19 protein-coding genes are annotated in these 19,369 nt (G+C 71.3%); 8 read left to right on the forward strand and 11 right to left on the reverse strand.

What is annotated here, in order from left to right:
• Positions 1-14: 14 nt before the first annotated feature.
• Genes AC07VM_RS04090 through AC07VM_RS04100 form a run of 3 tightly spaced genes read left to right on the forward strand, consistent with a single transcriptional unit; the run spans position 15 to position 2,990 of the window.
• Complete coding sequence (locus AC07VM_RS04090) at positions 15-1,412, forward strand: MFS transporter (RefSeq protein WP_267415825.1); 1,398 nt, start codon at positions 15-17, stop codon at positions 1,410-1,412.
• Positions 1,413-1,470: 58 nt separating this feature from the next.
• Positions 1,471-2,166, forward strand: a complete 696-nt coding sequence (locus tag AC07VM_RS04095) for a DUF899 domain-containing protein (protein WP_267415826.1) — start codon at positions 1,471-1,473, stop codon at positions 2,164-2,166.
• Positions 2,163-2,990, forward strand: coding sequence for an endo alpha-1,4 polygalactosaminidase (locus tag AC07VM_RS04100; RefSeq protein WP_416383349.1), 828 nt, complete (start codon positions 2,163-2,165; stop codon positions 2,988-2,990). Before AC07VM_RS04095 ends, AC07VM_RS04100 begins: the two co-directional genes overlap by 4 nt.
• A gap of 22 nt (positions 2,991-3,012) precedes the next feature.
• Here AC07VM_RS04100 and AC07VM_RS04105 read toward each other — a convergent pair whose 3' ends face one another.
• The 5 genes from AC07VM_RS04105 to AC07VM_RS04125 form a co-directional block, all read right to left on the reverse strand.
• Complete coding sequence (locus AC07VM_RS04105) at positions 3,013-3,864, reverse strand: phytanoyl-CoA dioxygenase family protein (protein ID WP_494910072.1); 852 nt, start codon at positions 3,862-3,864, stop codon at positions 3,013-3,015.
• Positions 3,865-3,953: 89 nt separating this feature from the next.
• Entirely contained in the window at positions 3,954-4,796 is an 843-nt protein-coding gene (locus tag AC07VM_RS04110) for a helix-turn-helix domain-containing protein (RefSeq protein ID WP_494910073.1), read from the reverse strand.
• A gap of 11 nt (positions 4,797-4,807) precedes the next feature.
• Positions 4,808-6,148: an NtaA/DmoA family FMN-dependent monooxygenase gene (locus AC07VM_RS04115; RefSeq protein ID WP_494910074.1), complete on the reverse strand. Its 1,341-nt coding sequence runs from the start codon at positions 6,146-6,148 to the stop codon at positions 4,808-4,810.
• Positions 6,145-7,473, reverse strand: coding sequence for an LLM class flavin-dependent oxidoreductase (locus AC07VM_RS04120; RefSeq protein ID WP_494910075.1), 1,329 nt, complete (start codon positions 7,471-7,473; stop codon positions 6,145-6,147). Before AC07VM_RS04120 ends, AC07VM_RS04115 begins: the two co-directional genes overlap by 4 nt.
• Positions 7,470-8,504, reverse strand: coding sequence for an LLM class flavin-dependent oxidoreductase (locus AC07VM_RS04125; protein WP_494910076.1), 1,035 nt, complete (start codon positions 8,502-8,504; stop codon positions 7,470-7,472). The genes AC07VM_RS04120 and AC07VM_RS04125 overlap by 4 nt, the downstream gene beginning before the upstream one ends.
• A 179-nt stretch (positions 8,505-8,683) precedes the next feature.
• Between AC07VM_RS04125 and AC07VM_RS04130 the strand changes: the two genes are divergently transcribed.
• Genes AC07VM_RS04130 through AC07VM_RS04140 form a run of 3 tightly spaced genes read left to right on the forward strand, consistent with a single transcriptional unit; the run spans position 8,684 to position 11,341 of the window.
• Positions 8,684-9,712, forward strand: coding sequence for a DMT family transporter (locus AC07VM_RS04130; RefSeq protein ID WP_494910077.1), 1,029 nt, complete (start codon positions 8,684-8,686; stop codon positions 9,710-9,712).
• Positions 9,709-10,098, forward strand: a complete 390-nt coding sequence (locus tag AC07VM_RS04135; RefSeq protein WP_494910078.1) for a DUF427 domain-containing protein — start codon at positions 9,709-9,711, stop codon at positions 10,096-10,098. Before AC07VM_RS04130 ends, AC07VM_RS04135 begins: the two co-directional genes overlap by 4 nt.
• A gap of 4 nt (positions 10,099-10,102) precedes the next feature.
• The gene (locus AC07VM_RS04140; RefSeq protein ID WP_494910079.1) at positions 10,103-11,341 is read left to right on the forward strand and encodes a catalase; all 1,239 of its coding nucleotides are present in this window, start codon (positions 10,103-10,105) and stop codon (positions 11,339-11,341) included.
• 86 nt (positions 11,342-11,427) lie between these two features.
• Here the strand turns inward: AC07VM_RS04140 and AC07VM_RS04145 are convergent, their stop codons facing one another.
• The 5 genes from AC07VM_RS04145 to AC07VM_RS04165 are packed head-to-tail and all read right to left on the reverse strand — an operon-like array spanning position 11,428 to position 16,913.
• Positions 11,428-12,990 carry an ATP-binding cassette domain-containing protein gene (locus AC07VM_RS04145; protein ID WP_494910080.1) on the reverse strand — a complete coding sequence of 521 codons (1,563 nt, stop codon included), beginning with the start codon at positions 12,988-12,990 and terminating at the stop codon, positions 11,428-11,430.
• The gene (locus AC07VM_RS04150) at positions 12,987-13,907 is read right to left on the reverse strand and encodes an ABC transporter permease (protein WP_494910081.1); all 921 of its coding nucleotides are present in this window, start codon (positions 13,905-13,907) and stop codon (positions 12,987-12,989) included. The genes AC07VM_RS04145 and AC07VM_RS04150 overlap by 4 nt, the downstream gene beginning before the upstream one ends.
• Before the next feature lies 1 nt (position 13,908).
• Positions 13,909-14,952 carry an ABC transporter permease gene (locus tag AC07VM_RS04155; RefSeq protein ID WP_494910082.1) on the reverse strand — a complete coding sequence of 348 codons (1,044 nt, stop codon included), beginning with the start codon at positions 14,950-14,952 and terminating at the stop codon, positions 13,909-13,911.
• A gap of 3 nt (positions 14,953-14,955) precedes the next feature.
• Positions 14,956-16,509: an ABC transporter substrate-binding protein gene (locus tag AC07VM_RS04160; RefSeq protein WP_494910083.1), complete on the reverse strand. Its 1,554-nt coding sequence runs from the start codon at positions 16,507-16,509 to the stop codon at positions 14,956-14,958.
• A gap of 29 nt (positions 16,510-16,538) precedes the next feature.
• Positions 16,539-16,913, reverse strand: coding sequence for a DUF427 domain-containing protein (locus tag AC07VM_RS04165; protein WP_494910084.1), 375 nt, complete (start codon positions 16,911-16,913; stop codon positions 16,539-16,541).
• A gap of 296 nt (positions 16,914-17,209) precedes the next feature.
• Between AC07VM_RS04165 and AC07VM_RS04170 the strand changes: the two genes are divergently transcribed.
• Both AC07VM_RS04170 and AC07VM_RS04175 read left to right on the forward strand, forming a co-directional pair.
• Positions 17,210-18,259 (forward strand): iron-containing redox enzyme family protein, encoded by a 1,050-nt coding sequence (locus tag AC07VM_RS04170; RefSeq protein WP_494910085.1) that lies wholly within the window; start codon positions 17,210-17,212, stop codon positions 18,257-18,259.
• A complete protein-coding gene (locus tag AC07VM_RS04175) occupies positions 18,256-18,462 on the forward strand; it encodes a CDGSH iron-sulfur domain-containing protein (RefSeq protein ID WP_494910086.1) in 207 nt (68 codons plus the stop codon). The genes AC07VM_RS04170 and AC07VM_RS04175 overlap by 4 nt, the downstream gene beginning before the upstream one ends.
• A gap of 30 nt (positions 18,463-18,492) precedes the next feature.
• Here AC07VM_RS04175 and AC07VM_RS04180 read toward each other — a convergent pair whose 3' ends face one another.
• The gene (locus tag AC07VM_RS04180) at positions 18,493-19,365 is read right to left on the reverse strand and encodes a heme o synthase (RefSeq protein ID WP_494910087.1); all 873 of its coding nucleotides are present in this window, start codon (positions 19,363-19,365) and stop codon (positions 18,493-18,495) included.
• Positions 19,366-19,369 lie beyond the last annotated feature (4 nt).

Genomic DNA, 19,369 nt, shown 5'->3' on the forward strand with positions numbered 1-19,369 from the left:
AGTAGTGTCGGCCTGTGGCATCCTTCGCCCCGCTCCAGCGGCTCGTCATCTCCATCGCGGTGCTCGCATCGTTCGTGACCTTCCTCGACGGCACCGTCGTGAACGTCGCGCTGCCCGCGATCAGCCGCGAGCTCGGCGGCGGCATCACCACCCAGCAGTGGGTCGTCGACGCGTATCTGATCACCCTGAGCGCCCTGATCCTGCTCGCCGGCTCCGTGTCCGACGCGTACGGCCGCGTGCTCGTGATGCGCATCGGACTGATCGCCTTCGGTGTGGCGTCCATCGCCGTCGCCGCGGCATTCGATCCGCTGATGCTGATCATCGCGCGCGGTGCGCAGGGAGCGGCCGGAGCCCTGCTGGTGCCGAGCTCGCTCGCGCTGATCACCGCGACGATGCGCGCCGATGTGCAGTCCCGCGCGATCGGCGTGTGGACCGCGTTCACGACCGGAGCGCAGCTGGTCGGCCCCCTGCTCGGCGGGCTGTTCGTCGACTTCCTCTCCTGGCGCTTCGTCTTCCTGATCAACGTGATCCCGATCGGGATCACCCTGCTGCTCCTCGCCCGCCTGAAGCTGCCGGAGCACCCCCGCGGCATCAAGGTCGACTGGTGGAGCGGTGCCCTCTGCGCGATCGGACTCGGCGCCGTGGTGTTCGCGCTGATCGAGCAGCCCAACATGGGATGGCAGTCGCCCGCGATCTGGATCCCGGCGCTCGGCGGTGCCGCCCTGTTCGCGCTGTTCCTCGTGCGCCAGCAGCGCTCCACCTCGCCGCTCATGCCGCTGTGGCTGTTCCGCGTGCGCGACTTCGGCTGGGGCAACCTCGCCACCCTCTTCGTGTACGCGGCGCTGTCGCTCAACGGCTTCGTCGTCGGCGTCTACCTGCAGCAGGGCGCGGGTCTCAGCGCGACCGCCGCGGGACTCGCGAGCCTGCCCATGACGATCCTGATGATCCTCGTCAGCTCCCGCGCCGGGCAGTGGGCCGGCAGATGGGGTCCGCGCATCTTCATGACGGTCGGCCCGCTGATCATGGCGGTCGGCGCGCTGATGCTGCTCCTCGTCGCCGCCGACTTCGACTACTGGTGGCAGGTGCTCCCGGCCATGATCGTGATGGGCCTCGGCCTCTCGCTCACGGTCGCACCGCTGACCGCTGCCATCCTCGGGGCGATCGACGAGAACCACTCCGGCATCGCCTCGGCCGTGAACAACGCGGTCTCGCGCGTCGCCGGTCTGCTGGTGGTCGCGATGCTGTCGACCATCGTCGGCGGCACCCTCGACCTCGACGGTTTCCACAGCGCGGCGTGGGTCACCGCGAGCCTGCTCGTGATCGGCGGCGTGGTGTCGTGGATCGGCATCCGCCGCAATCCGGTGGAAGCGGTGCCGGCCGACGTAGCCGCCTCCGGGTCCGACCCGCATTGACCGTGTCGGCGGCCGCGCGCAGACTGGACGCACCGTCGCTCAGCATCCGGAGGTCACCGTGAGCACCGCACAGACGCCCCTTCCCCCTGTCGTCGACGCCGCGACGTGGCGCCGCGAGCTCGACGCCCTGCGGGTGCGCGAGAAGGCCGCCACCCGCGAGCTCGATGCGATCGCCGCGCAGCGACGGCGGCTGCCCATGGTCGAGCTCCCGGAGTACACGCTCGTGGGCGCCGACGGCCCCGCGCGCCTCGCCGACCTCTTCGGCGGGCACTCGCAGCTCATCGTCTACAACCACATGTGGTCGGACGGGAGCGAATGGCAGTGCGCGGGGTGCACCGGCTTCACCTCGCAGTTCACGCGACTCGACGTGCTCGAGCGCTACTACGACGCCCGCTTCGTGATCGTGACGAACGGACCGATCGAGGAGGCGCTCGCCTATCGCGACCGGGTCGGCAACCGCATGGACTGGTACTCCAGCGCCGACAGCACCTTCGGCGCCGACATGGATGCGCCCCCGAACGCGGGCTTCGGCGTCAACGTCTTCCTGCGCGACGGCGACACGGTCTACCGCACCTGGCACACCGCGGGTCGCGGGACCGAGCGGCTGAGCCATCTGCAGGGACTGGTCGATCTGCTCCCCTACGGACGGCAGGAGGAGTGGGAGGACTCTCCGGAGGGCTGGCCCCAGCATCCGACCTACGCCCAGGGCATGGGCTCGAAGGAGATCGCGGAGCTGTACGGGGCGACGCACTGAACCGCCGGTTCCGGGGCGCGACACTGTCGGTCGTCGCCGCGCTGCTGCTCGCACTCGGAGGATGCGCGGCCCCGGCGGAGCCGCCGTCGCCGACCGCGTCGTTCGAGCTCCCGCCCGCCGGTGCCGTTCCCGACTACCAGCTCGGCGGCGCGTACGATCCGGCTGCCGAGGTCGGCATCGTGGGCCGGGACCGGAGTGCGGACCCCGCTCCCGGCGTGTACTCGATCTGCTACGTCAACGGCTTCCAGACACAGCCCGGCGAGCTCGATCTGTGGGCGGAGGATCTCCTCCTGCACCACGACGGCGCAGTGGTCTTCGATCCGGATTGGCCGGACGAGGCACTCCTGGACACGTCGACGGACGACCGCCGGGAGCGGATCGCCGCCCTGGCCGTCCCCTGGATCGAGGGTTGCGCGGACGCCGGTTTCGACGCGGTCGAGTTCGACAACCTCGACTCGTACACGCGCTCGGACGGGTCGCTCACCCTCGAGGACAATCTCGCGCTGGCGACGCTGTTCGTCGACGCGGCGCATGCGGCGGGGCTCGCCGCCGGGCAGAAGAACGCCGCGGAGGACGCGGAGGCGCTGCGATCCCGGGCCGGCTTCGACTTCGCGGTGACCGAGGAGTGCGCGGCCTACACGGAGTGCGGCGCGTACACCGCGGTCTACGGCGACCACGTCATCGACATCGAGTACACCGACGAGCTCCCCCGTCCATTCGCCGAGATGTGCGCCGACGACGAGTCCCCCGCCTCGATGGTGCTCCGCGATCGCGATCTGCGCACGCCCGACGCCGCCGGCTACGCGTTCGAGATCTGCCCCTAGTCGCGCCGCGGCGTCCCGTGGATCAGAGGCCGTCGTCGTCGCTCCAGTGCTCCTGCCAGCGCCAGTCGATCGGCTCGGACGCGCGCTGGTAGCGGATGTCGGTGGACAGTCGGATGCGGTCGAGCGGGTCGACGTTGTCGGTGCTGGCGTGCACCACGTACGAGGAGTGGACCATGACGTCGCCGGCCCGGTAGTCCGCGAGCAGCCATCGGGCGTCGTGCGCGTCGGCGAGCCCGGGAAGGTCGGCCGTGATGGACGCGGCCGGGCGCTTGTCACAGCGCTCGCGCTCCTCCGCGAGCGCCCAGTGGTGGCTGCCCTCGAGGTAGGCGAGCCCGCCCTGCTCGACCGGGCAGTCGCCGAGCGGGATCCACATCGAGAGCACGCGCTCGCTCCCCTCGCGGAGGTAGACCAGGTCGTAGTGGGCCTGCGTCGCGGTGCCGATCCCGGACTCGCCCGGTCGGATGTGCCGGATGATCTTCCGCTTGTGCAGGTGCACGTCCTCGCCGAGGAACCACTCGAACCAGCCGCGCACGTCGGGGTGGCCGGTCAGCGCCGCGTAGCGCTCCCCCGGCACGATGTCGTCGAACAGGGCGGAGCGGATCTTCGCGCGGTCGATCTCACCCTGGGCACCGACGCCGACGGCCGGATCGGAGCCCGGAGCGACGATGCCGGTGTCGGCCATCGCTGTGAAGTAGTACTCGCGGAACTCCTTCACCAGTGCGGGATCGAGCTGCTGCGGCAGGAAGAGGTACCCGTCACGACGCAGGCGGCTCCACAGCGCCTCCTTGTCGTCGCGGATCGCGTCCGGGACGGGCTCCATCCGGCCCATCCGCGTGGGTGATTCGTCGAGGGTGTATCCGTTGGAGGTGAACATGAATCCAGAATCCGCGACACTTGGACTTCCGTCCATGGACTTTCGCTCCGGATCCTTGGATTTCCGGGGGCCCGTATGGGCAGCTTGAACTATTCGCCCACGCCCACGCGGGACTGCTGGTCGCGGAAAACGGTCGGGGAGACCCCGGTGCGGCGACGGAACAGGCGGGAGAAGTAGGCCGGGTCGTCGTAGCCGACCCGCGCCGCGATCCGCCCCACGTCATCCCGTGTCTCGGCGAGCAGCGTCTGCGCCTGGGCGATCCGCACCTCGATCACGAGCTCGTTGACGGTGAGTCCCGTCGACGCCTTCACGACCTGGGCGAGTTCGCGCACGGTGAGCCCGGCCTCGCGCGCCCGTGCGGCGACCGAGAGCGGCCGCGCCGCCCCGCGGACGAGGAGGTCGACGGTGGGCGAGGTGGTCGCCGGCGCCCCCTCGCCGGCGTCGAGGATCGCGAGGAGGAGCCGCTGCGTCGCGACCGAGGCCGCGATCTCCGCCCGCGGGCCGACCGCGGACAGCGACTCCCGCAGCGTCCCGAAGAGCTCGTCGACCGCCTCGACCGGACGGGCGAGGGCCTGCACCGGATCGTGCCGGCTGCCGAGGCCCAGCTCCTCGAACACCGCGAACGGCGGCCCGGTGAAGAGCACCCAGTGCTCGGTCCAGCCGTCGGCATCGGGGCCGTAGCCGTGCTGCACGCCGGGGCGCAGCCACAGCACCGCCGGAGCCTGGACCGCGATCCGGACCGCTCTCGGGTGGAACTCCTGATAGGTCCCCCGCCCCGCCGAGATGTAGACCAGTGCGTGCGTCGGCAGCGAGCGGCCGGCGAACGGCTGCACCGGCCCGCTCTGCTCCCCCGCGCCGTGACACGAGACCAGGAGCCGCTGCGTCGTGTCGCGCGGCGACGCGTAGCGGGACCACGACGCGGGCTGAGTCATCGCCCGTCAGCCTAGTGCGACGACGATGCCGCTCCCACCCGCACGCGCCCGGCCGGTCGAGCCAGCCCGAGCCGCTCTCGCAGCGTGCCCTCCTCGTAGGCCGTGCGTGTCAGTCCGCGGCGCTGCAGCTCCGGCACGACGAGATCGACGAACTCGCGGAACCCCGACGGCTGGGTGAGCGCCTGCACGACGAAGCCGTCGGCGGCGTGCGACTCGAACCGCTCCTGCACCTCGTCCGCGATCTGCGATGCCGAGCCGACCGTCACCGACTCCCAGAACGACTGCGCGTAGAGGTCGCGGGCGGTCAGCCGCTCCCCCGCCTGCAGTCGTGCCAGCCGCCGGTTCGGCGAACGCGACTCGTTCGAGATGTCGGTGTCCGGTGCGAGCACGATCACCGCGTCGGGGTCCTCGGACAGCGTCTGCCCGATCGAGTGCGCCACGTCCTCCACGATGATCGCGGCGGGCGTGGAGGCGAGGATCCCGGACGCCAGGTCGTGCGCCTCGGCGGCGCTGCGGGCGACGACCGGACGCAGCTGCGGGAGGATCGCCAGTTCGTCGGCCTCCCGCCCGTGCGCGACCACCCGCTCCCGGAGCCCGGCGGCGAACCGCTGCGCCTCGGCGAGCGGGAGGGCGCGGGCGAACACGGCATCCGCGGTCGCGGCGGCGAGCTCCTGTCCGGCCTCCGAGCCCCCGGCCTGGAACAGCACCGGGTACCCCTGCGGCGGTCGGGAGATGTTGAGCGGTCCCCGCACCGCGAAGTGCGCCCCGCGATGGTCGGCCACCTGCAGCTTGTCGGCGTCGGCGAACAGTCCGCTCTCACGGTCGGCGATGATCGCGTCGTCGGCCCAGCTGTCCCACAGCTGCTGCACGAGGTCGACGAACTCGGCCCCGCGCTCGTAGCGCAGCGCGTGGTCGAGGTGCCCGTCGCCGCCGAAGTTGCGCGCCTCCTCGTCGTAGCGCGAGGTCACCAGGTTCCACGCCGCACGGCCGCCGCTGATGTGGTCGAGCGAGGCGAGGGCGCGGGCCACGTGGTACGGCTCGTTGTAGCTGGTCGAGATGGTCGCGGCGAGGCCGATGTGCTGCGTCCTGGCCGCGAGCGCCGAGAGTAACGTGAGCGGTTCGAGGCGGGTCTGGCCGTAGTGGTCGACGCCCGAGGGGAACCGGTCCCAGAAGTACAGGCCGTCCGCCAGGAAGATCGTGTCGAACACGCCGCGCTCGGCGGTCGCGGCGAACTCGGCGTAGTAGTCGATGTCGACGTGCCGATGCGGCTCCGCACTCTCGTGCCGCCAGCCCGAGACGTGCGATCCGCCCGGGTGGAAGAGGAAGGCTCCGAGGAGCAGTCGACGGGTCATGCGGCATACCTTCCGGCGGGGCGTTCGAGTCCGAGGTTCTCGCGCAGCGTGCTGCCCGCGTACTCGGCGGGGTAGATGCCGCGGTCGGTGAGCCGCGGCACGATGTGCTCGACGAAGCGCGTGAGCGTGTCGGGCAGGGTCGGAGCCATCAGGATGAACCCGTCGGCCGCACCCTGCTCGTACCGCGCGATCAGGTCGTCCGCCAGGGAATCGGGAGTGCCCACCGTGAAGCGGCGACGCAGCACCTCCCAGGCCAGCTCGCGGAGCGTGTAGGGGCGCTGGGCGAGCAGGTCGGCGATCGCCTGGTACCCCGACTTCGACTGGTTGAAGCCGTCGACGTCGAAGTCGAACGTGAACGGCTCGTCGACGTCGCGCTCGCCCAGGTCCACGCCGAGGTAGTGCGCGAGGAGGTCGACCTGCACCCGCTCGGGGGTGAGCTCCGCGAGCTCGCGGAAACGCTCCTCCGCATCCGCCGCGGTGTCGCCGATGATGGGCGAGAACCACGGCAGCACCTTCAGGTCGTCCGCCTGCCGACCGGCCGCGACCGCGCGCCGCCGGTAGTCGGCGTAGAGCGCCTGCGCGGATTCGAGCGAGCCGCCGCCGAGGGTGAACACGGCGTCCGCCGTGCGGCCGGCGAGCGCTCGTCCCGCCTCGGAGGCGCCGGCCTGGAAGAGCGGCGGATGCCCCTGCACGGGTCGCGGGATGTTGAGCGGTCCGCGCACCGAGAAGTGCTCGCCGCGATGCTCCAGCAGGTGCAGCTTGGACCGGTCGGCGAAGCGGCCCGACGCCTTGTCGAACAGGAAGGCGTCGTCGTCCCAGCCGTCCCACAGCCCGTTCACGACGTCGACGAACTCCGCGCCCCGCTCGTAGCGGATGCCGTGCTCGAGATGCGCGTCCCTGCCGAAGTTCCTCGCCTCCTCGTCGCTCGCGCTCGTCACCAGGTTCCACGCCGCGCGTCCCCCGCTGAGGTGATCGAGCGAGGCGAGCTTCCGGGCCACGTGATACGGCTCGTTGTACGTGGTCGAGACGGTCGCGGCGAGTCCGATGCGCGTGGTCCGCTGGGACAGCGCGCTCAGCAGGGTGAACGGTTCGAGCCGGACATTGGTGCCGTGGTCGATGCCGGAGCGGAAGCGGTCCCAGACGTACAGCTCGTCGGCGAGGAACAGCGTCGCGAAGCGCCCGGACTCGGCGGTCTGCGCGAACCGGGTCCAGTAGTCCAGATCGAGGTACGAGTGCGGTTCGGCGCTCGCGCCGCGCCATCCGGTGATGTGCTCGCCGCCCGGGTAGAACACCCCGGCGGCGAGGACGAGCGGCGCGCGGCTCATGCGGCCACCGCGCGGCGCGACACCCGGTGCAGGGCGGGCGCGACCTCGGTCGTGAACAGCTCCAGCGCATCCTTCTGCTCCTCGAGCGAGTGATACAGCCCGTCGAGCTGCAGCTGGAGCTGGGTGGTGTACGCGAACGCGGGGTGGCGCGCGATCGACGCGGCGATGTCGTCGGCCGTGCCGTAGTGCAGGTTGAGCCGCTCGGCGATCTGGGCACTCGAATCGGCCTTCGGGAGGAAGTCCCGCGCCCAGTTCCATTTCGCGACGAGGCCCTCCTCGGCACGGGCGAGCGCCTCCTCACGGCTGGCCCCGGGGAAGATCCAGGTCGACAGTCCGAGCCGCGGCGTCGCCCCCTCGGCGAGTCCGCGGTGATACGCCTCGGCCGACACCTCGCCGGGCACGACCTGCGTGGTGCCGACCAGCACGCCCTCCCCGCGCTGTCCCGTCTCGAAAGCGCTCTGAGCCGTGAGCGTGGCATGCCAGACGCGGTCCGCGACGCGGGGCCGTGCCGGCGCGAGCACCTCGCCGTCGGTGGTGACCGGTTCGCCGCGGAGCGCGGCGGTCAGCCGGTCGACCGCCTCCAGATAGGCCTTCCGACTCTGCGAGCGGTCGTCGATGTGCGGGATGCCGAACGCGGAGGCCGTCTGCGGCTGCCCGCCGTTGGCGAGGCCGAGTTCGAGCCGGCCGTCGCTGATCGCGTCCAGCACCGCGGCGTCCTCCGCCACCCGCAGCACCTGCTCGAGCGGGAGCGTGATCGCGGCCGTGCCGAGCCGCAGCGTCCGGGTGCGGGCGGCGAGCGCGCCCAGGAAGACGAACGGCGAGGGCAGGCCGCCCAGACGTCCGGCATCCGGCTTCGCCAGGTGGAACTGGCGCACCCACGCCGAGTCGACCCCCAGGTCCTCCGCGTGCACGAACAGGTCGAGGTAGTCGAGGTAGGTCTGCTCGACGGCACCGCGATGATCGGCGAGGTGCGCGAACAGGCCGATGCGGAGGGAGTCGGAGGCGCCGGCAGGCGTGTGCGTGGAAGACATGGCGCCACGTTAGAGCGCCGGGACGCAGCGGCGGGCGGTGCGGTCATCCGGCGTCAACACGCGTCACGACCCGTCGACCGGCGTCATCCGCCGACATGTGCTGTCACCGTGGGGAACCATCGTCGCGCGGATCGTCGCCCTGCCGTTGGATGAGCGGGTCACCATTCTCAGGAGGAGCGATGTCCGATCCCGGTCCGGCGCTCACCGCCGCTCACGCGACGTTCCTGTACGGCGCGGAACGTCCGTCCCGTGACGGTCGATCGCGGCCCTGGCTCCCGGTCGTCGCGGTGTTCGTGTCGGTCGCGCTCTGGTCGACGACCTACGGGCTGAGCGCCGTCGCCCTCGTCACGGCGTCGCCGGCCGTGCTCGCGGAGCTGCGTCTCGTGCTCGCGGTCCCGCTGCTGCTCGGTCTCGTCGTGGTGCTGCGACCGCAGCTCGGCCTCCCCGCTCTCGGGCGTGCACTGCGACAGCCGATGGCCGTGGTCCTGGCTCTCACCGGAGTCGCGCTGTTCTACCTGCCGAGCAACCTGGGGCTGACCCTGTCCACCGCAGGCACGGCCTCGCTGATGTCCGCCTCCCTCCCCGTGCTCACCGCCCTGATCGCCTGGCGCGTGATCCGGGAGCGGATCACCGGGCGCGTGACGGCCGGCCTGGTCCTGACCGCCCTCGGTGTCGCGATCGCCTCCGCCGGCGCGGTCCGACTCGGATTCGGCGCGGTCCTGCTCGTCGCCGGCCTCGCCTCCTACGCGCTGTACACCGTGCTGCTGCGGCGCACCGGGGGCTCGACACGGGATCCGGCCCTCACCGACCCGCTCGTCCTCGCCACGGCCACGGCCGTCTGGGGCGCCGCGCTCCTCGCCCCGTGGCTGCTGTGGGAGGTGTCGACCGACACCGCGACCTGGCCGTCGGGCGGGCCCGCCTGGGCGAGCATCCTCTTCCTGGCGCTCGTCGTCACCGGACCCACGATGGCGCTCTACAACTACGGCGCCGAGCGGGTGCCCGCGGCTGTCGCCGGCACCGCCACCGGTGCCGTGCCCGCCTTCGGATACGCCTTCGCCGTCGCGCTCGGCGAGCCCGTCGAGGCCATCAAGGTCGTCGGCGGCGTGCTCGCGCTCGTCGGCATCGTCGTCGCCGCCCTCCCGGCGCGCGACCGGTCGGTCCGCATCGGCCGTACCGCAGCACCGCACAGACAAGGAGCAGGATCATGACGAACACCGCAGTCCTCGATGCCCCCGGCATCGCGACGAACGGCCTCGTGCATCTCGAACGGCACGAGGGCAGGGTCGAGGTGTGGAGCGGCGACGAACGGATCGCCTCGAGCACCCGGGTGATCGAGCTGCACGAGGTCGACGTACCCGTGCGCCTCTACTTCCCGCGCGAAGACGTCGCCCTGTCGCGCCTCCGCGTCATCGACGGCACCACCTTCTGCCCGTTCAAGGGGGTCGCGAGCGACTACTGGGCGCTCGGATCCTCGGCGGACGACGCCCCGGTGGCGTGGTCGTACCCGGATCCGATCAGCGCGTTCGCCCCCATCGGCGGGCACGTCGCGTTCTACGACTCGCTGGACATCCGCCCGGCCGCCGAGCGGGCGTGACCCCGTGAGCCGCACGGGGACCGCACCTCGACGCGTCGACCGTCCGGCCGCCGATCCCGGTCCGGTCCCCGTGCGCATCCGCCACTCCAAGGGCGGCGGTGCGCGGGGGCACTTCCAGACCACCGGCGACGTCCGTGCCTTCACGCACGCGGGCCTCTTCCAACCGGGGATCCGCACCGATGTCGTCGTCCGGTTCTCGGCGACGCTCGGGTACCGGGGCAGCCGCGAGGCGTGGCGCGACCTCCGCGGCTTCGCCGTCAAGTTCCTCACCGCGGAGGGCGAGTACGACCTCGTCGGCAACAACTCCCCCGTGTTCTTCCTCCGCGACGAGGCGGCCTTCGCCTCGCTCGTCGTCGCGCAGAAGATGTACACCGACGGCGCGGTCTTCGACTACGACCGGCTCTGGGATTTCTGGACCACGCACCCGGAGTCGGCGCATCAGGTCGCGTGGCTGCTGAGCGATCGCGGGATCCCCCGCTCCTGGCGGCACCAGGACGGATTCGGCTCCCACACGTTCCAGTGGACCAACGCCGAGGGCGAGCGGTTCTGGGTGAAGTACCACCTGCGCACCGACCAGGGCATCGAGAACCTCGCCGAGCACGACGCGGACGCCGTCGACGCCACCGAGGTCGACCATCAGCGGGCGGATCTGCGCGCCGCGATCGACCGCGGCGAGCATCCGTCCTGGACCCTCTCCGTGCAGGTGATGCCCTACGAGGACGCGCGCACCGACGAGTTCAACGCGTTCGACCTGACGAAGGTCTGGCCCAAGGCCGCCTACCCGCTGATCGAGGTCGGCCGCCTCGTGCTCGACCACAACCCCGACGACGAGCTCGCCGAGATCGAGCAGGCCGCGTTCGCACCGTCGAGCTTCGTGCCGGGCATCGGCCCGAGCCCCGACCCGATGCTGCTCTCGCGCATCGACGCGTACTGGCGCTTCCACCGACACCGCGTGCAGGACGGCTTCGCGAGCCGCCCGCCCATCCCCTTCACGGCATCCGTCGAGGGGTGGGACGAGGACCTCGCCCGGCGCGCCCGCACCTGGGACCCCGATGACGACTTCCGCCAGGCCGGCGACCTCGTGCGCCGGGTCCTGGACGACGAGGGACGCGAGCGTCTGCGGGCGACCGTCGTGGCGCAGCTCGCCGAGCTGACCGACCCGGGCCTGCGTGCGCGCGCCCTCGACTTCTGGCGCCGCATCGACGAGGCCGAGGGCGCCGCGATCGCCGCTGCCCTGGGCTGAGCCGGCGCGTCCGCACCGCGGAGAGGACGCGGAGAGGAGATGACCGGGCGCGACCACCCGCTGGTCGCGCCCGGTCCTTCGCAGTCCTAGGCGGCGACGACGTCGCGGAGACTCCGCGTGGTCTTGCCGCGCAGGCTGCGGGCGGCAGCCACGAGGGATGCCGAGTACGGATGCTGAGGATCGCCCAGCACCTCATCGACGGCGCCGGTCTCGACGATGCGTCCGCCGTTGAGCACGGCCACGCGATGCGCGATGCGACGGACGACGGCGAGGTCGTGCGTGATGAAGAGGTAGGACACCCCGGTGCGCTCCTGCAGCTCGACGAGCAGGTCGAGCACGCGTGCCTGCACGCTGACGTCGAGGGCGGAGGTGGGCTCGTCGCACACGACGAGCGGGCTGCGTCCGGCGAAGGCCCTGGCGATCGCCACCCGCTGCTTCTGCCCGCCCGAGAGCTCATCCGGGAGCTTGTCGAGCACCTCGCCGGGCAGGCCGGTGGAGAGGGCGAGCTCCTCAGCATCGGTGTCGCCGTGCAGCAGCTGGATCGACCGGGAGAGCGTCTGCCGCACGGTGCGCCGGGGGTTGAGCGAGGCATCCGGGCTCTGGAACACGAACTGCACGGGCACGGCGGTCGGGGCATCGTCCCGGTCGAGGGTGACCGTTCCCTCCGCGCGCGCGAGCCCCGCGATCACGCGGCCCAGCGTGGTCTTGCCGCTGCCGGATTCGCCGACCAGGCCCAGCACCTCGCCGCGGCCGATGTCGAGGTCGACGCCGTCGAGGGCGAGGTGCGTCCCGTAGCGCTTGCTGACTCCCCGCACGGCGAGCAGCGGCCGCGCGTGCTCGGGCTCCACCGGTCGCGACGTGGCATCGAGCGAGGGCACCGCGTCGACGAGCAGGCGCGAGTACGGGTGCAGCGGGGTCTCCACGATCCCCGCGGCGGCACCGTGCTCGACGAGGATCCCGCGCTCGAGCACGCCGATCCGCTCCGTGTGGCTCGCCACCAGCGGCAGGTTGTGGCTGATCAGCAGGGTGGCGAAGCCGCGTTTGCGGCGCAGCCGGTCGACGAGCGCGATCACGTCGGCCTCCACCCGGCTGTCCAGACCCGTGGTCGGCTCGTCGAGGATGAGCAGGCGGGGGTCGGCGGCGAGCGCCATCGCGATCACGACGCGCTGCTGCTGTCCGCCGGAGAGCTCATGCGGGAACCGGTGCACGAGGTTCTCGGGATCGGGCAGGCCCACGTCGGCGAAGGCCGCGACGGTCGCCGTGCGGGCGGCACCGGTGCGGAGTCCCTGCAGCCGGTAGGTCTCCGCGACCTGGCTGCCCACCGATCGGGTGGGGTTCAGCGCCCGCGCCGGCTCCTGGTAGACGAAGCCGATGGCGGTGCGGCGATAGTCGCGCAGGGCCCGGGTGCCGAGGCCGAGCACGTCGTGGCCGTCGACCGTGATCTGCGCGGCGCGCACCTGGGCGCCCTCGGGCAGGTACCGCGCGAGGGCGAACGCGATCGTGCTCTTGCCCGAGCCCGATTCGCCGACCAGCCCCAGCGATCCCCCCGCGTCGATGTCGAAGTCGACGCCGTCGACCGCCCGCCGCAGTCGCCCCTCGACCTCGTAGTCGACGCTCAGCCCGCGCACGCTCACCAGTGGTTCGGTCATCGTCGGAACACCTCTCGGAAGTTGTCTGCGATCAGGTTGAGGGAGACCACGAGCGACGCGATCGCGAGGGTCGGGAACGCCAGCGTCCACCACGCCGCCTGCAGGTAGGTGCGGTTCTCGTTGACCGCGAGGCCCCAGTCCGGCGACGGCGGGGCCGAGGCGAGACCGAGGAAGGACAGCGACGACGAGATGAAGATGGCGCCGGCCACACTCAGCGTCGCCTGCACGAGCACCTGCGGCCAGACGTTCGGCAGCAGCTCGCGGAACACGATCCGTCCGGCGCGCTCGCCCTGGATCTTCGCGCTGGTCACGTACTGCTTGCCCATCTCCACCAGCACGGCGGCACGCACGATGCGAGCGATGCCGGGGGCGAAGAGGATGCCGACCGCGACGATGATCGTGAGCGGGCTGCCGCCGAACGCCCCGACGATCACGAGCAGGAAGATCAGGGTCGGCAGCGTGAGGAACACGTCGAAGCCGCGCATGAAGAGCTGATCGACCCAGCCGCGGCGGTACCCGGCGATGAGTCCGAGCGTCGACCCGAGAGCGGTCGCGAGCGCCGCCCCGAACGGTCCGACGAGCAGGGCGGGTTCCGCCCCGGCGAGCACGCGCGCGTACACGTCGCGACCGATGCGGTCGGTGCCGAACCAGTGCTCGGGGCTCGGCGGAGACAGACGGGCGCCGCTGTCGGCGAAGGGATCGAGGCCGACCAGCCGCCAGCCCACGGCCGCCGCGATCCAGAACAGCACGATCACGGCGCTGAGGGCGAAGGTGGGTCGGCGCAGGAGTGCGACCCAGCGCCGGGGACGTCGTCCGCGCGGGGCGGCGTCGGGCCGGATGCTCGGGGCGACGGCATCCGGATCGACGGGGTCGATGGTCGTCGCGTCGGAGCCGCGCACCGCCTCGGTGAGGGCCATGTCATTCTCCTTCGTCGAAGCGCACGCGCGGGTCGATGAGCACGAGGGCGATGTCGGTGATCAGCAGGGCGAGGAGCGCGACGACCCCGGTGACCATGACTCCCGACTCGAGCAGGAAGATGTCCTTCTCCACCGTGGCCGAGACGAGGAGGGCGCCGAGCCCCGGGTAGCCGAAGAGCGTCTCGACGATGGCGCTGCCGCCCAGCAGGGTGCCGACGTAGATGCCCAGCAGCGACACGGTGGGGATCAGCGCGTTGCGCGCCACGTGTCCCACCGCGAGCCGCGGGCCGTGCAGCCCCTTGATGACGGCGGTGCGGTAGTACTGCGAGTCGAGCGTGTCGAGCACTCCCGTGCGGGTCATCCGGGCCAGCACCGACAGGTACCCGAGGGCGAGCGTCACGGCGGGCAGCACGAGCGCCCGCAGCACGTCCCCGGGAGGACCGTCGAGACTGATCGACGACTGGATCGGGAACCACCGGAGCCACAGGCTGAACACGATCAGCAGCAGCACGCCGACCACGAACTCCGGCACCGAGGCGAGCGACATCAGGGCGATCGTGAGCGTGCGGTCGGTGCGCGATCCCTCGCGTCGGGCCTGGATCGCGCCGAGGGCGAAGGCCACGGGCACGAGGATCACGAACGCGACGGCTCCCAGGAAGAGCGAGTTGCCGAGTCGCCCGAGCACGAGCTCCCGCACCGGGGCGCCGTAGATGAGGCTCGTGCCCCAATCGCCGGTGACGAAGCCGATCAGCCACGAGAAGTAGCGTCCGACGAGAGACCCGGTCAGTCCGTGCGCCTCGTTCCAGGCCTGCACCTGCTCGGACGTCGCGTACTGGCCCAGGGCGTTGCGTCCCGGATCACCCGGCACGACCTCGATGAGCCAGAACACCAGCACCGACACCACGAGCAGCACGAGCGGCACCTGGATGAGGCGCTGGCCGATCAGTCGCGGCACCCGGTTGTGTCGGGAGCTGAGCACCGCCAGCCCTCGCCGGGCGGACGACGCCGTCGAGGCGGTCCCGCCCGACGAGAAGCTGACGGTCATGGTTCACTCGCTCGCGATCGAGATGCCGGCGAAGTTGTAGCCCGACCAGAAGTCGATCGGCGCGATGAACTCGCCGCGGACCCGCTTGTTCTGCAGCACCTCCGACCGCACGAGGGCGGGGATGATCGTCGGGACGTCGGTCCACTCCGTCTGCGAGATCTCGGTGAGCAGCTTCTCGCGCTCGGCGTCGTCGGTCGTGGCGTCGAAGTCGGCGACGAGTGCTCCCAGCGCGGGGTTGGCGTAGTGCGCGGCGTTCCAGGCGGCGCCGTCGGCGTAGAACAGCCCGTAGTACTGCGACGGCACGCGCTTGCCCCAGCTCGTGATGGTGAGCGGTGCGTTCAGCCAGGGCGAGTCGTCGCCCTCCGCGTAGTACTGCTCGTCCGACAGCACCTCGAGCTTCACGTCGAAGCCGTCGATCGCGTTGAGCTGCTGCTGCAGCACCTCGCCGTAGAGCTGGAACGAGGTCGTGATCGTGAACGACACGGTTCGCCCGTCGAGCAGTTCGGCGACCTTGTCGAGGTCCTGCTTCCGCTGTTCGATGCCGACCGGCTGCGGCAGGTAGTCGGGCAGGACCGGGAAGTCGTTGCCGACCGACGCAGTCCCTCCGAACACGAGGTCGACGATCGCGTCGCGGTCGATCGCCCAGGCCAGCGCCTGACGGATCGTCTCGTCGTCGAACGGCGGCTTCGTGACGTTGAGGTGCACGCCGTAGAAGTGGCTGTACCCGGCGGAGAGGGTGTCGTAGTCGTCGACGTTTACGGTCGCGAGCACCTCGGGCGACACCGTGATCCGGTCGATCTCCCCGGCCTGGAACGCGAGCACGATCGCCTGGGGGTCCTTGTAGATCTTGAGCTCGACGCCGTCGAGGTCGATCTGGTCCGCATTCCAGTAGTCGGGGTTCTTCACGTAGGTGACGCTCTGCCCGACCTCGTAGTCCTCGAGCAGGAACTGCCCGGCGCCGACCGGGTTGTCGAGCCAGGTCCCCGGCTCGTAGTCGGCGGGGAGGATGCCGGTGTTGCTGCCGGCGAGCAGCCGCGGGAAGTCCGAGAACGGCCGGGCGAGCGCGAAGGTCACCGTGCTGTCGTCGGTCGCCGCGACCGTGTCGAGGATGTCGGCGAACGCGCTCTTCGCCGGCGAGATGCTGTCTTCTCCGATGATCGCGTCGAACGTCGCCACGACGTCGTCGGCCGTGACCGGGTCGCCGTCGTTGAAGGTCGCGCCGTCGCGCAGCGTGATGGTCCAGGTGAGGCCGTCGTCCGAGGCCTCCCATGCGGTCGCCAGCCGCGGCAGCGCCTCGCCGTCGGCCGTGAAGCTCACGAGCTGCTCCGTGACGAGTCCCGTGATCAGCTGTGCGTCGCCGTCGGCGACCGTGAGCGGGTCGAGCTCCGCGCCGGGGTCGCTGATGCCGATGCGGTACACGGGCGTCGCGGCATCCGTCTTCGTGTCGGAGGCGGTGGCGGTCGCGCATCCGGCGAGCGCCAGCAGGGTCGCGCTGAGGGCCGCGACGATCGCGAGCGGTCGACGACGCCCCGTCGGGGGCGAGAGGAGAGCGGTCATGGGAGGTGTCCTTGGGTTCGGGTGCGGTGTTACTGCGGGAGGAGTTCGGCGGCGTCCACCTGGACGCGCTCGGAGTAGAAGGCGACGTGGCCGGCGATCGGCTGCAGGTAGTCGAACGGGGTCGGGTAGGACCAGGCGACGTCGACGGAGGGATCGCTCTTCAACGACCAGTAGTCGTCGGCGTCGCCCTTGACGGGACAGTGGCTCTTCGACGTGGTCTCCTGCAGCAGCTCCCAGTTCACGTCCTCCCGCGGCAGGTAGTAGCGGTCGGCGTGGTTCGACTCGTGCAGCACGATGGCCCGGGTGGAGTCGGCGAGTACCTGGTCTCCGGCGAGCACGCGCACGCGGTGGGCGGCGGGCTCGGTGGTGACGCTGTGGGTGCGCTCTGCGGTGGTGTCGGACATGGTCGCTCCTCGGATGTTCGGGTGCTCTGGTCGTCGAGCGGGACGGGATCGACGCGCTCCGCGGTGCGTCGTACGCCCATATAAGTCCCGAAGGGCGCCGGAGCCGTCACGAGGTTCCCCGTGATGACGACTCATTTCCTCGCGTGTCCTCCGACGCCGTTCTGCGACACCTCCGGGACGGCCGCACCCTCGCCGCGCGGTGCGTATGCCCCGTGCGCGCGTCTGCGTCAAGTCCCTGGAGCTGCCGGTCCGGGCACGGGAGGATGCGAGGGACCGCACCGATGGGAGCTCCCTTCATGACCGCATCCGCCCCGGCATCCGCCCCGGCCGCATCCCTCGCCTTCCGCGACCGCGGGCCGGTGAGCCGCGCCGTCATCTCCCATCTGACGGGCGACGACGACGCCGCCGACCACACGGCGCTCGCTGCGACGGCCGTCGCGACGGGCACCGACATCGTCCGCGACGACGACCTGCAGCTCGCCCTCTTCGTCCTCTACGCCTCCGCGTACGGATCGCTGCCCGCGCTCGACCCCGATCGGGAGTGGGACCCCGCGCTGCTCGCGACGCGCCGCATCCTGGAGGTCGAGTTCGAGCGTGCGCTGCGCGACGCGGTGCCGATGCCGGAACTCCCCGAACCGACCGTGGATGCCGTCGGCCGCGCCCTGTTCGCCCTCGCCGCCGCAGACACCGGGCCGAGCCTCTCCCGATACTTCGCCAAGAAGGCGACCAGGGAGCAGGCGGAGGAGATGCTCGTCCTGCGCTCGGTGTACACGCTGCGCGAGGCGGATCCGCACTCCTGGGCGATCCCCCGGCTGGAGGGGCGCGCGAAGGCTGCGCTCGTGGAGATCCAGTCCGACGAGTACGGCGGCGGACGCCCGCAGCGCGTGCACGCCGTGCTCTTCGCCCGCGCGATGCGCGCCGCGGGCCTCGACGACACCTACGGCGCGTACGTCGACGAGGTGCCGGCCGTCACCCTCGCCTCGCTGAACATGATGTCGCTGTTCGGACTGAACCGCCGCCTGGTCGGTGCGATCGTCGGACACCTGGCCGCCTACGAGATGACCTCGTCCATCCCGTGCCGGCTCTACGCGGACGGCCTGCATCGCCTGGACTTCGATCCCGAGGTCGCGGCCTACTTCGAGGAGCACGTCGAGGCGGATGCGGTGCACGAGCAGATCGCCGCGCGCGATCTCGCGGGCAGCCTCGCCGAGGACCACCCCGAGCTCCTCCCGGACATCCTGTTCGGCGCCGCCGCCTGTCTGACCGTGGACGGTTGGGGCGGAGCCGCCACCCTGGAGGCGTGGACGGAGGGTGCCTCGTCGCTCCGGACACGGGCCGGATCATGAGCGGGTCGGACGAGCACGCGACGATCACCCCCTACCCCGACGGCCCGCTGCTGGTGCGCGGCGACGTCGAGCTGCGCACCGCCGACGGCGAGACGATCGCGCCGCACCGTCGCACCGTGGCGCTGTGCCGGTGCGGCCTCTCCACGCTCAAGCCGTTCTGCGACGGGACCCACAAGGCAGCGGGGTTCCGCACCGACGACTGATCACGGCATCCCTCCCCGGGGCACCGGACGTCAGCGTGCGAAAGGATCGATGCCGACCGCGAGGAAGAGCACCGCGAGCTGGACGATCGAGGTCCGGAAGACGAGCAGGGGCCGCAGCTCGGCGCCCTGCCTGCTCCGTGCGTGCAGGCGGTGCGCGGAGAACAGGAAGCCCGCTCCGGTGACCAGCGCCGCGGCCCAATACACCGGGCTCACCTCGGCGACGAAGGGCAGCGCGAGCGAGCAGAGCACCGTCGCCCACGCGAAGTCGATCACCCGGACGGCGACGTATCCGGCGTCGCGGGTCGCCCCGAGCATGGGCACGCCCGCGCGTCGATAGTCGTCGCGGTAGCGGATCGAGAGCGGCCAGTAGTGCGCGGGCGTCCAGAAGAACACCACGAGGAACAGCACGATCGCCGGCCATTCGATGCCGCCTCGCACCGCACTCCATCCGACGAGCACGGGCATGCATCCCGCGATCCCACCCCAGACCACGTTCTGCTCGGTGCGGCGCTTGAGCACGAGTGTGTAGAGCACCACGTACAGCACGAGCCCCGCCGTCGACAGCGCCGCGGGGAGCGGGCCGACCGCCGCGACCATCCAGACGACGGATGCCACGGCCAGCACCCACGCGAAGATCAGACCCGCTCGCGGGGAGATGACCCCGGTGACCAGTGGTCGGCCCGCCGTGCGCTCCATCAGCGCGTCGCTCTCCCGCTCGAGGTACATGTTGAAGGCCCCGGCAGAGCCCGCACTCAGCGCCCCGCCGAGGAGGACCGCCGCCATCCGGCCGAGGTCGGGCCGCCCGTCCGCGGCGAACACCATGACCGGGATCGTGGTGACGAGGAGGAGCTCGAGGATGCGGGGCTTGGTGAGTTCGAGATACGCGCGCAGGATCCGCAGCACGTGT

Source organism: Microbacterium sp. GW821-FHT01D02 (assembly GCF_059422585.1).